Annotated in this window: 13 protein-coding genes; all 13 read left to right on the forward strand. The window is 26.4% G+C overall.

Going from position 1 to position 13,289, the window contains the following annotated elements; all coding sequences use genetic code 11:
* Window positions 1-99 precede the first annotated feature (99 nt).
* The 13 genes from tmk to GEMHA0001_RS05770 all read left to right on the forward strand — a co-directional run bounded on the left by tmk (window position 100) and on the right by GEMHA0001_RS05770 (window position 13,284).
* On the forward strand, window positions 100-708 hold the full coding sequence (gene tmk / locus GEMHA0001_RS05705) for a dTMP kinase (protein ID WP_003145109.1): 609 nt from the start codon (window positions 100-102) through the stop codon (window positions 706-708).
* 1 nt (window position 709) lies between these two features.
* Entirely contained in the window at window positions 710-1,648 is a 939-nt protein-coding gene (gene pyrF / locus GEMHA0001_RS05710; RefSeq protein ID WP_003145200.1) for an orotidine-5'-phosphate decarboxylase, read from the forward strand.
* 83 nt (window positions 1,649-1,731) lie between these two features.
* Window positions 1,732-2,067, forward strand: coding sequence for a hypothetical protein (locus GEMHA0001_RS05715; protein ID WP_003145325.1), 336 nt, complete (start codon window positions 1,732-1,734; stop codon window positions 2,065-2,067).
* A gap of 1,008 nt (window positions 2,068-3,075) precedes the next feature.
* Window positions 3,076-3,774 (forward strand): hypothetical protein, encoded by a 699-nt coding sequence (locus tag GEMHA0001_RS05725; RefSeq protein ID WP_040464433.1) that lies wholly within the window; start codon window positions 3,076-3,078, stop codon window positions 3,772-3,774.
* Between the two features lie 609 nt (window positions 3,775-4,383).
* Window positions 4,384-5,268 (forward strand): ATP-binding cassette domain-containing protein, encoded by an 885-nt coding sequence (locus GEMHA0001_RS05730; RefSeq protein ID WP_003145614.1) that lies wholly within the window; start codon window positions 4,384-4,386, stop codon window positions 5,266-5,268.
* A gap of 4 nt (window positions 5,269-5,272) precedes the next feature.
* Complete coding sequence (locus GEMHA0001_RS05735; RefSeq protein ID WP_003144974.1) at window positions 5,273-6,043, forward strand: ABC transporter permease; 771 nt, start codon at window positions 5,273-5,275, stop codon at window positions 6,041-6,043.
* A 188-nt stretch (window positions 6,044-6,231) separates the two neighbouring features.
* Complete coding sequence (locus GEMHA0001_RS05740) at window positions 6,232-6,477, forward strand: hypothetical protein (protein WP_040464435.1); 246 nt, start codon at window positions 6,232-6,234, stop codon at window positions 6,475-6,477.
* 1,244 nt (window positions 6,478-7,721) lie between these two features.
* The gene (locus tag GEMHA0001_RS05745; protein WP_003144965.1) at window positions 7,722-8,537 is read left to right on the forward strand and encodes an ABC transporter ATP-binding protein; all 816 of its coding nucleotides are present in this window, start codon (window positions 7,722-7,724) and stop codon (window positions 8,535-8,537) included.
* 1 nt (window position 8,538) lies between these two features.
* Window positions 8,539-9,312: an ABC transporter permease gene (locus GEMHA0001_RS05750; RefSeq protein ID WP_003145660.1), complete on the forward strand. Its 774-nt coding sequence runs from the start codon at window positions 8,539-8,541 to the stop codon at window positions 9,310-9,312.
* Between the two features lies 1 nt (window position 9,313).
* Window positions 9,314-10,102, forward strand: coding sequence for an ABC transporter permease (locus GEMHA0001_RS05755; protein WP_003145643.1), 789 nt, complete (start codon window positions 9,314-9,316; stop codon window positions 10,100-10,102).
* Window positions 10,103-10,652: 550 nt separating this feature from the next.
* A complete protein-coding gene (locus tag GEMHA0001_RS05760) occupies window positions 10,653-11,165 on the forward strand; it encodes a hypothetical protein (RefSeq protein WP_003144909.1) in 513 nt (170 codons plus the stop codon).
* Window positions 11,166-11,380: 215 nt separating this feature from the next.
* Window positions 11,381-11,893, forward strand: coding sequence for a hypothetical protein (locus GEMHA0001_RS05765; protein ID WP_003145000.1), 513 nt, complete (start codon window positions 11,381-11,383; stop codon window positions 11,891-11,893).
* Window positions 11,894-12,471: 578 nt separating this feature from the next.
* Window positions 12,472-13,284 (forward strand): Cof-type HAD-IIB family hydrolase, encoded by an 813-nt coding sequence (locus tag GEMHA0001_RS05770; protein WP_003145281.1) that lies wholly within the window; start codon window positions 12,472-12,474, stop codon window positions 13,282-13,284.
* Window positions 13,285-13,289: the final 5 nt, after the last annotated feature.

The raw sequence follows: 13,289 nt of genomic DNA on the forward strand, positions 1-13,289 counted from the left end.
TATTTGGTATGAGAGAATGGTGTAATTTGATATAATGTTATAAAGACAATTTAAATACTAAGTTGTAACAGAAAATAGATAGTATTGGGAGGAGTTATTGTGAAAAAAGGTTTATTGATTGTGTTTGAAGGGCTTGACGGGTCAGGAAAGACAACACAAATAAATTTACTAGAAGAGTGGTTTAAGAGAAATAAGAAGTTAGTACATAGTACAAGGCAGCCCACAGATTTTTATAGGAATGATAAAAGAGTTAAAGATTATCTAGAGGATGGAATTGTTCCTAATATGTATTCTATCGCACTTTTAGCTGCTGCGGATAGAACTTATCAAAACGAAGTAGAGATTAAACCTACGCTTAGTAAAGGGATAAATATAATATCAGATAGATACCTGTATAGTTCACTTGCATTTTTTAAAGCTAGAGGAATAAAATATCAAGAAATTAGAAATATAAATAAAGATATTGAAGAACCTGATATTATTATCTTTCTTGATATAGATCCAGATAAGGCTTTGGAAAGAGTGAGAGTTCGAGATGGTAAAAATCTTAGATTTGAAGAAAAAAATGATAATACTTTTATACAAGTAAGAAATAACTTTTTAGAAGTTTTGCCGAAAGGAAAAACTTTAATAGTTGATTCAACAAAAGATGTAAAACTTATTCATGAGTTAATAATAAAATATATAGAGAAAGTTGAGGTAAGATAGTATGTTCGCAGATAGATATATAGAAAGCGTGATTAAAACGAAGTCTCATTTATGTGTTGGATTGGATCCTGATTTGAAGAAGTATCCAACTTATATTTTAAAGCAGGCGGAGGAAGAATATGGTAGAACTCCTGAAGGCGCAGCTAGTGCGATTTTGAGATTTAATAAGGTAATAATTGATTTAATATACGATAAAGTACCAGCTATAAAACCTCAATTAGCATATTATGAAAAATATGATTCTTTCGGATTGGATGCTTTTTGGAAAACAGTAGAATATGCTCAAAGTAAGGGAATGATAGTTATAGCTGATGCAAAAAGAGGAGATATTGGTGATACATCGAATGCATATGCTGAAACATTTTTTAAAACTCTAGATAAAGAAAGTTGGGAATCAAAACTATCAGTTGATGCTGTAACGGTAAATCCATATTTAGGAAGTGACGGATTAAATCCTTTTATTAAACTCGGTGCTGAGAAAAATAAGGGAACTATTATTTTAGTTAAGACGAGTAATCTATCATCAGGAGAAATACAAGATAATGTTATTGAAGGTAAGAATCAAACAGTTTCTGAATTAGTATGCGACTATATCAATAATAATATCAAACAAGTTGGAAAATATGGTTATTCAGATATTGCAGCAGTAATTGGTGCAACTTATCCAGAAGAACTAAAAAAATTTAGAACTATCTTGAGTAAATCTTTATTCTTAGTTCCAGGATTAGGTTACCAAGGTGGTAGTATAGAGGATATAAAATATGCTTTTGATGAAAATGGATTAGGGGCAATATTAACATCTTCAAGAGCAATAAACTACGCGTATAAAGATATTAATAGTTCAGAAGAGGAAGTAAAAATAGCAATTTTAAATAAAGTAATAGAAGATAATAATGCTATTAATACTATGTTGGAGAAAGAAAATAAGATAATTTGGTAATAATGTTACCAATAAGCTAAAGTACTTTCATATTAAATTTAATTATGTATTAAAATAAGTACAACAGAAAGGGGAAAATAATTATGGATCTTATGATTGAAAAAATGTTTAATGATAATTTACTAAATTTTAAAATTATTGTTGAACTAGTAGATTATTTAAGGGTTAAGCACGGTGAAGAACCGTCATTTACATTTGCTTGTTTTAAAAATGGACTAAATACAGAGCAAACTGAAGATTTGCTTATATTCTATTCGGATATTACTGATAAAATAGCAGCGGAGGATATACATTTATTAGATAGAAATTTATTAATAGAAAAAACTAAAGAAAAAATTCCAAATTTGATAGATGATAATAAAATTGGAGAAATAGTAGACAGTTACATTAATTGTTATTTTTTGTTAAAAGATGAATAAATTATAGTATCAGATTAGGTTATTGCTGAATCAAGAGCCTATTTTTTGAAATTAATGGGAGAATAAAGTGAGGAAGAATAGATTTAATAATTTAAAATTAGTACATATGTTGTTAATTATGAAAAAGGATGATTAGAAATTATGAAACTAAAAAAAGATTTTTTTGAAAAATTATTAATTTATATATTTCCGATTATTATAGTAATAGATATTATTAATAGATATTTAATAAACAATCACATGTTGTATATTTTAAACAATATCATGTATGTAGGATATTTTATAATGATTCTTGTGTTTCTTTTTAATAAGAATAAGAAGAGAAAAAGGAAAGAAAAGAGTTAAAAGACAAAAGAAATAAATTACTAAGTATCAACCTTATCTCCTGATTTAGTGAGATGGGGTTGTTTTTTATTGTTTCAAAAATCACCGAATTCGCTAGCGAAAATAATTTCCTTATCATAAATTAAAAGAAAAATAAACATAATATTCAGAAAATATTGACTTTATAAGGAAAACACGTTAATATAGTTAAAAACAAAAAAAACAGATTCAAGAAGAATAGTGAATATAAAGCGAGAGTAAATCATATAGGAGGTGTTTTTTATAGAATTTAATGTTAAATTAGCGAGAAGTTTATATTTATGTTTGAACTTAATTTTGAGTGTTTTATATTCATACATAACGGTGAAATTTATATCCGTATATAATTTTCCTATATATTTTATTTTGTTAATAACAACTTTGATAGAAATATTTATTTTTCTAGATACTAGTTATATCAGATTATTAACTAGTATAAAAACAAAGTATCTTTATTATATATTAATAGTTTTTTCAGTAGTAGTGTTTATTCTTAAAAATAACATAAATTTATATTACGTCTTAACATTTTATTTTATTTATTACTTATTAATATCGATAGTGCTACTTAATTACAATTTATTTGTAATAGAGAAAAGTAAGTCTATCAAAGCAGGAGTAACAGATATATCCTTATACAGCAACTTGTCTAAATTGCTTGGTTTTTCTTTAGGTAGTTATATTTATAAGGTTAATATTGATGAATATTTAATAGTATTTATAATTATGTTTGTTTTATTTTCAAGTTTTAAAATAAATAATTTTAAAAATGAAACTGAGAAAAATCCTGAGAGATTAGTTTTTAATAAATTGAAAAGAAAATATATCATTATCAATACAGCGTTATTATCAGGAGCAGCAGTATTTTTTATACCGTTGTTTATAAAACAATTAGCGGCTAGGAATTTAATACAGTATTCTAGTATTGTATTCTTTGTACCAGGACTAACAGTAGTTTTATTTTTAATACTTACTAAGAAATATGATATAAATTTAAATAGAATACTTATGTCTTACATATTTTTTGATATAGTATTCTTTATATTGGTTATATGTAAGGTGTTTTTACCATTACAAGTGATATTATTATCTTTAATAGTTGCACTTGGGGTATCAATCAGTATAAGATTAAGGACTAATTTCATAAAAATTAATGATAAAGATTATAGAAAAAGTATAGTTCAAATTTTTCGAATAAGTGCACCATTATTCACTATTATATTGAGTTTTGTAGGATTATACGTAGAAAACATTGCTTATTATATTTTGTTAATAAATGCAATTTCGGCTATTCATGTATTGTATGTAAATTTAAGAAATAGAGAGAGCACTTTATTAGATTAAGGAAAAGCTTTTAGAAAAAATGAAAAATTAATAAAATAATGTACACTTAGTTTTTTTAGAGATAGCTTGGTGTACATTTTTTGCTTCTATTTGAGAAGTAATACTATGTTATATTACTACGAAAACCGGTATTTATTAACTAGAAATAACAGGTGATAATTTTTGAAAGCGTTTTTTTTTTTTTTCTTTTCATATTGCTTTCACATCGTTTTTATATTACAATAAATCTATAAAGCTTTATAACCTCATAAAATAAGGAGGACAAAAAAATGGTATTAGATATTGGAATTTTATAGTTTATAATGTAAATAATAATAAAGAGAATCATCATTATTTTTTGAGTTTCTAATGATCTTAAAAAATTGTTGTTTCTCATCATAATTTGGATAGAGGAGAGGAATCAGCTATTTTAACAGACGATAATGATTTTATAGTATCTGTTAAAGTAGACACTTGATTAAAAAGTCACTCATTCAAGAAGACGCACTTTATTGTGTAAGCTACATGTAAACTACATATTAAAGAGTTGAAGGTTGATTTGTATTTGCAAATCAACCTTTTCTAGAAAGTAATTAAAAGTAAAACGTAATATCGGAAGGAGGGAGTTAAATGGTAAAACTTTTAACAGTAAAAGATTTAGCATATAAATATAAAAATTCTAGTGATTACGCGATTAAAAATATTTCTTTTTCTGCGGAAAAAGGAGATATGATTGCACTTATAGGTAAAAGTGGTTCAGGGAAAACTACGATAATTAATTCTACATTAGGATTGTTTTCTAATATCGAAGGTGAGGTATCTTTCGGTGAAGGAGTGTCTGTTCGAGATGTGGACTACTGTATGCAAAATCAATCAGTAGATTGGTACTTAAATGTATACGACAATATTTATATGGGGGCATTATATTCTCAAAATACTATTAGTAAGAAAGGTGTAGATGATATTATTGCTGTTCTAGGTTTAAAAGGTAAGGAGAAATCAGATCTAACAGAATTATCTGGAGGACAATTGCAGAGGGTACAAATAGCAAGAAGTCTAGTGTCTAATTCAAAAATATTATTTTTAGATGAACCTACTACAGGATTAGATGTAGTATTATCAAAAAATATATTAGAATACATAAAAAATAATAATAAAGAACATGCTGTATTTATATCTTCTCATGATTTAGATCTTATAGAAAAGTATTGTAATAAGATAATTTATATAAACGACGGGGAATGTTTATACTTTGGGAAAATGAGCACATTCTTAAGAGAATATAATAAAGAAATAGTATACAATATTTCTTACAATGGTGAATTAAGTAAAGATATAGTAGATAAATATAAAGATACTATTACAATTGTTGATGATAAAAATTTAAAAATTTTCTTGGAAAAAGAAGAGGAAATTTCAAATGTATTAAAACTATTATTGGCAGAAAATATTACAATAGGAAGCCTGCAGAAAGAAGAAATTACCTTGAAGAGAATATTGGAATTGGAGGAGTAATTATATGAAAAATGTTATGAAGAATTTTTGGGCAACATCGTATATAGAATATAAGGCGATTGAAAATAATAAGCAGATTATATATACTCAGCTTATGATTCCAATTTTGTACTTTGTATTCTTTGGATTTGGAATAGGGAATTCTTTTTCAAGTTTAGCTTTTAAAGGAGAAAATGTTAGCTATATTGAATATATTTTCGTTGGAATAATTGGAGTAATACTAAATTCTCAGATGAATCAGTCGGTTTATAGGGTGAATTTAGATAAAAAATGGGGACTTCTAGCATATAAAAGAATAAAAGGGACATCAGCTATTTCATATTTTCTAGGAAAATTAGTATTTCCATTAGGAATAACAATAGTACAAGTATTACTAATTTACTTTTTATCGTTCTTTTTAGGAATAAAAATACAGATAGTTCCTTTCTTAAAAGTATTAATTATTGTAATTATTAGTCTAGTATTTTGGTTTTCTCTTGGGGTTATTATCTCATTAGGAACTGTATCATATAGAACTAGAGACCTTATCTTAGGAACATTATTACTACCGATAATTTTTGCTGCACCAACTTTTTATAGTTTAGACAATTCTAAGGTGCTATATTATATATCAAAACTTAATCCATTAACTTACCAATTAACGAGTATGAGAACTGTAATTTTTGATATGGATCTTGATATAAATACTTATGTTACAATATTCTTAAGTCTAATAATGTTTGTTTTAGCAATAAGCGTGATAATAAGATCAGAGTTATTAGGTGATGAGAGATAAAAGAATGTACACTTAGTTGTGATAGATGACTAAGTGTACATTTTTTCATATGAAATGCATTATTAAGATTTTCGTATTGATACCATTATATTTTCATATTAAAATAATGGTGTAAAGTTTAATAACACTATAAAAATAAAATTATACAGAATATGAAATTTCCACATACATAATAGGAGGTATTGATAATGGACAGTATATTAGGATCTATAGTTGCAACTATAACTATTGCTTTTCTTTATTTTATGTTTAGAAGAAATTCTCAACCTATTTTCAAAAAGAATAAACGACAATTACTGGTGGAATTGATACCGACAGTTATATTTTGTATTTTCTTTCCAAAGGTGATCAAAATTGCTATAATTTTTTTAGTAGTTGAGATTATTTTATATATTATAGATTATCGCAATGAGAAGAAAAATTCTACGAAATAAGATTATATAATCCAAAAAGTAAAAATGGAAGTAATATTTATCTAATTTTTAAAACAAATTCATGCTTTTTTTCAGAATAATTTTACTATATCTTTACTATATATAAATTTGACGTAGATTAATTTTTTCATTATAATAAGTGTAGAAGAAGTCGGAGAGTAATACCGACTTTAAAAAGAAAATACTTTCAAGTTGATGTAGTCGTAGGAGTCACGACTCTAAAAAGAAAGGCTCTTTTTTATACAGTCTGAATTAGATGTAGCTATCATAAAAGAATTGTTTATCAGTAAATCACTAAAATAAATCAAATTAAGCATTGTTAATAGCCCCCAAAATTTGTCTAAATTTTGAGGGCTATTACTCTCGTTAGCTAGTCTTTTTCTTTATTATATATTTAATGATTATATAAGATAGCGATATAAAAATAATATATTCTAAATTTGTTATTTTTATATTAATTATGTAAAGGATATTTATTAAACTTGTAAAAATTAGTAATGAAATTATATTGATTTTATCAGTCAATATATTTAATTTATTTTTATCTGAATCTATTATTATTAAGAATATTCCGGTAAGTGTACATATAAGTAAATAATTTATTATGAATGTGTTCTTTGTTATTACATAATTTATTATATTAATAATTGTTATAAATTTAAAACAAGTTAATATGTTTTGTGTCATTGTTATCTCCATTATTTAATTTAACCCCTACTAACATCCAAATAGATGTTTTTTAGATTTAACTATACTTTAATTACATAGAAGATATAGGGGGGACTAAAAGACCAGTAGAAAGAATAGCATGTATAAATTTTAAATTTTTATTCATGAAATATAACCTCTTTTATTAATGTAGAGAATAATATATGTTTGTAATTACAGATAGATAAAATCATATTTCTATTATTAACGCTTTTATTGTAACGTGTTTTTGTGTTAAAGTCAATAAAAGACAATAAAACGTATATTATATATCAATCAGATATGATTTTTCCTTTTTCACTATGAGAGAGTAGTGATATTTGATATAATGTATAAAAGTGAAATATATAAATTGATAAAATTATAGATTAATTAAAATCTACTAAAGTTTTGTATGAAAAAATTAGTTGTTATAGAAATAACAACGTAAAGTAGAATATAAATAAAAGTTATTGAAGTCTCTCTATTAAGGGATTTGAATATAATTAGTTGTTGAAAAGTCTAGGTCGGAATTATTTTAGGAAATGGAGAAAGTAATGGATAATATAATAGATGTAAAAGGTCTAAAAAGAAGTTTTAAGACTTCGAAAAATTGTGAATTTGAAGCTATAAAAGGAATAGACTTTTCAGTGAAAGAAGGAGAAATTTTTGGTTTGTTAGGACCTAATGGTGCGGGTAAAACAACAACGATAAAAATTTTGACTACGATGCTTGCTCCAAGCGAAGGAGAAGCAAAAGTGTTTGGGTTTGATACTTTTTCGGAAGCCAAAAAAGTTAGAGAATATATTAATTTTGTTTTTGGTGGTGAGAGGAGCCTTTATTGGCGGCTTAGTGCAAGAGATAATTTGGCATATTTTGCAGATTTATACAAAATTCCTAGTAAAGATCAAAAAGAGTTAATTGAAAAATTAATAGCTCAAGTGGGGTTAAGTGAGTTTATAGATAAAAAGGTGGAAACTTTCTCCAAAGGAATGAAACAAAGACTTCAAATTGCAAGAGCATTATTAAATAATCCAAAAGTAATATTTTTAGATGAACCGAGTATTGGATTAGACCCGGTGGGAGCAAAAGAATTAAGAGAATTAATTAAAAAACTGTCTAAAGAAGGAGTAACTATTTTACTAACAACTCATTATATGCCAGAAGCAGAAGAACTTTGTGATAGAATTGCGATAATAAAAAAAGGTAAGTTACTGGCTATAGACGATGTAGTAGGTCTGCAAAGTTTAGTTTCTAACGAAAGAAAAGAAGAAATAAAAGCAAAGAAAGAACGCGAACAAGAAGAGAAAAATAAAAAGAATTTAGAAATAACGTTAGAAGATATTTATATAGAACTATTGGGGGATGCATAATATGTTAAGAGCAATATTAATGAGTGCCAAAGTTCAGATGAAACAATCAATAGCACGTCCAATGTTTAGATTTTGTATTTTTATTAGTCCTATATTAAGTGGAATTTTACTCGGGATGATTTATCAAAATCGTAGTGTGGAAGATTTTATGTTATATGCTTTTATAGGAGCGGGAATTACTACTTTTTGGGGAAGTATTTGTTTTTCATCAGCTAGTGATATGGATAGAGAAAAATGGCTAGGAACTATGCCAATGATTTTCACTTCACCGATAGGTTTCGAAAATATCATTTTTGGAAAAATTTTAGGGAATACACTTTGGGGAATTTTTAGTTTTGGACTTAATATGCTGACGGTAAAAATCTTATTTAATAAATCTATCCAGTTTGCAAGTTTTAGTTATTTTGTATTAATAACAATCTTAATGATAGTGTCTATGATAGCTGTCGGTTTTATGATGGCAGGATTATTTACTTTATCTAGAAAAATAAGTATTCTTATGAATGTTATTGATTATCCAATAATAATGCTAACTGGAATGGTCTTTCCTATTTCGATCTTCCCAAAATTTATTCAATATATTTCATATTTATTGAGTCCAACATGGGCGATGGAAGGTTATAAATTAGCTGTTCAAGGTGGTAGTAATGAAGAATTATTGAGAGTAGCTTTTATACTGGTGATTATTATAATTATTTATTTTATTATTAGTATATTTTCATTTAGAAAAATTAAGAAACTATGTGTTATCAATGGAACTTTGGAGGTGTTTTAATATGGAAAATGTATATAGATTTTTTAGAAGAGTTAGTTTTTCATATAAAATGTCTTCGGTATTAAATGATTGGCGTGCTTTCTTCACTATAGATTTGTTAATTCCACTAATGCAAATGATGTGTTATTCACTAGTAGGATACTATGTTTATGGTGCAGAAAATATTGAAAAATGGGTTATAAGTAATGCGATAGTGACTAGTGCATTTACGGCAATTTATAGAGTTGGTCTTCAGTTAGCAAGGGAGAGGGCAAGTGGAACATTGTCTCTAATGTTAGCTACTAAAACGAGTATTTCAGAAATATTAATTTCAAGTGCAATCTCAACTATGTTCCTAAGTTTTGTATCGGTAGTTTTTGGAGTTAGCGTACTTAGTTTATTATTAGGACTAGCTTGGAATGGGCAAAAAATATTGGAGTTTGTTTTTATTTTAATATTAGCAATATTTGTAGCGACTTGTTTTGGATTTTTCATCTCGTGTTTAATATTATTAACGACAGAAATTCACCTAGTAACGAATACTATAGACAAAGTACTTTTAATATTTACAGGAGCGAATTTTCCAGTTAGTAATTTTACATATTTAGTAGAGCAATTTTGCTATACTTTACCACTAACACGTTCTATACTTTTAGCTCAAAAATTAATAGGTGGTGAGAGTGTAATAAGCAACATACATCTAATTAGAGGAGAGTTAGTGTTAGCTTTCGTATTTTTAATATTAGGAATAGTGTTGTTAAAAAATATGGAAAAAGCCGCCATAAAAGGTAGCAAGTTAGATTTGTTGTAAGTAAATAAAAGGCTCAGAGTAGAAATGCTTTGGGTCTTATTTTTTATGTTAATTTTAGAAAAAACTTAATATTAGAGTGATTTAATGAGGAAAATGAATAAGGAGTGACTCAAAAATCGTGATTCGAAGAAATTGATTTTGTCGAGTCACCCTCGCATAGTTTATTAGATATCTAAAAAGCTTTTATAAAGCGAATTTAGATATCAATAAACCACTGCTTCTATGAGTTATAATATATGTTTTTTTAAAATTTAGGACTTTTGTGTCATCCTCTTCCTTTTTTCACTATGAGAGAGTAGTGATATCTGATATAATGTAAAGAATTGGAATATATAAATTGATAAGATTATAGATTAATTAAAATCTACTAAAGGAGCTTTTGTATGATAAAATTAGTTGTTACAGAAATAACAACGTAAAGTAGTCAAACCTTTTGTAGAACCTATTTATAACAAAGTTATTAAGCAAGCAAGTAATTGGATATCAGGTAAATATAATATAGCGAAAAGTTGGTTAAAAAAAAATGGTTTTAAGAAAGGAAATGAGCAAAATGATAAAAAAAATTATAATAGTGATATTGGCGTTAGCAATAATTTGGTTTATAGGGGATATAAATTTAAAAGGTAGTTCAGTGTATTATGCGAAACATTCACCAAGTAGTAATACTAGGGATTTAGAAATAATGATGTTGGTAGAAAATATACAGGCAAGTGCTGATCGTGAAGGGTTTAGTTATGAAGTTGACGGAGATAAAACTATACAAAATACTACAAAAAATGTATATCTATCATATGGACACAGTGTAAATGACGATAACTATGAATATGCATATATGTATGAGGATGGACTAGGTTATTATTTTGATAATTTTTTAAAATTGAAAGGTATATATAATTCTAAAGAAGTTCGTTATTATAAAGATATATCAACAGTAGATGAAAATAAAATAAAAGAAGAAATATATGAGGATTTTAAACCTATATTAAAAGAATCAGAAGAAAATAAGCCATTTATTAATTTGCAGTGGATTTTCAACTGGGTATACAGAGATAGAATAAAGTAAATTATAACTATAAAATACTAATATAAAAAGTTTAAAAATATAGAAAGACCAATTTATAATAATATAATCAAACCAGTATATAATAAAGTAGTAAAAACTTTTGTAGATCCTATTTATAACAAAGTTATTAAGCCAACAAGTAATTGGATATCAGGTAAATATAATAAAGCAAAAAACTGGATAAAAAAATGGTTTCAAGAGAGGAAACGAGCAAAATGATAAAAAAAATTATAATAGTGATGTTGGCGTTAGCAACAATTTATTTTATAGGGGATACAAATTTAAAAGGTAGTTCAGTGTATTATGCGAAACATTCACCAAGTAGTAATACTAGGGATTTAGAAATAATGATGTTGGTAGAAAATATACAGGCAAGTGCTGATCGTGAAGGGTTTAGTTATGAAGTTGACGGAGATAAAACTATACAAAATACTACAAAAAATGTATATCTATCATATGGATACAGTGTAAATGACGCTAACTATGAATATGTATATATAAGTAATGAAAGACAAAATTATTATTTTAATGATTTGTTTATGTTAGATGATATAGTAGATTTTGGTAATGGAATGAAACATATAGATATATCAACAGTAGATGAAAATAAAATAAAAGAAGAAATATATGAGAATTTTAAACCTATATTAAAAGAATCAGAAGAAAATAAGCCATTTATTAATTTGCAGTGGATTTTCAACTGGGTATACAGAGATAGAATAAAGTAAGTTATAACTATAAAATATTGATATAAAAAGTTTGAAAATATAGTTGTTTAATTGTGTTGAAGAAAAAATAAAAACTCACAACATATTTAAAAGTGAAGTTTAGACCTATCGTAGATTTTTTAGTCTACGATAAGTCTTTTTTTGTTTTACGGGTTAAAAATCAGCTAATTTCTTTTACTTGCGATTTGTAGGTGTTAATGACAACGTAAAAATATACAAAAAAGACAAAATAACATTATACAATCAGTCAAAATTAATTAGTGGATTTAGGAAATGTTTTATTCTTTAATCTATATGAAGGTCCAATTATATTTATTACATGAGAATGATGGTGTAAATAAATATGAGTCTTGAAAATTATTTAGAGAATAAATTTTTTAAAAAAGGTAGACAGCTGTATATTAAATAAAAAGAGAGAACTAGATATACAAATGAAAAACGGAGAAGTCATATCTGATTGATATGATTTTCCCTTTTTCGCTATGAGAGAGTAGTGATATCTGATATAATGTAAAGAAGTGAAATATATAAATTGATAAGATTATAGATTTTTTGAAATCTACTAAAGGAGCTTTTGTATGATAAAATTAGTTGTTACAGATATTGATGATACTCTATTAAATAGTGATCGTGAGATTTCTAAGAAAAATAGAGAAGTAATTGAAGAGTGTAAGAAACAAGATATTAAGGTTATTTTAGCATCGGGTAGACCTGATTTTGGAATGATGAGTATAGTAGAAGATTTACAACTTGATAGTTATGATAACTACTTGCTTTCATTTAATGGTGCTAGAATTGCTAATCTTAAAACGAATGAAGTGATTTATGAGAAGTTTTTATCTCCTGAGAGAATTAAGTTCTTAATAGACGTTGCTTTGGAGAATAATTGTGATATTCTTACTTACCAAGGTGGGAAAGTTCTTACAAATCGTGATAATGAATATGCACGAATTGAGTCTGGTTTAGTAAGTGCAGAATTAGTAATTAGTGAAAATATGAAAGATGATATTAAAGAAGGTGCGGCTAAGGTAATAATTCTTAAACATCCTGATGAAGCTGTTGCGGTGAAAGATAAACTAGCGCTCGAATTAGGTGATGAGTATGAGGTTGCTATGTCTAAACCGTTCTTTATTGAGCTTAACGATAAGGGTATTTCTAAAGGAGTATCTTTAGATTCATTATGTAAAAAACTTGGTTTAACAAATGAGAATGTAATGGCATTAGGTGATGGTCTTAATGATTTAAGCATGATTGAGTTCGCTGGTATGGGAGTTGCGGTTGATAATGCTAATCCTACTTTAAAAGAAGCGGCGAATTTTATTTCTAAGTCAAATGATGAAGATGGTTTCGCTTATGCTATTGAAAAATTTGTTCTTGGTAAAGATGTGTAGATAGA

This window comes from Gemella haemolysans ATCC 10379, assembly GCF_000173915.1.
Lineage (GTDB): Bacteria > Bacillota > Bacilli > Staphylococcales > Gemellaceae > Gemella > Gemella haemolysans.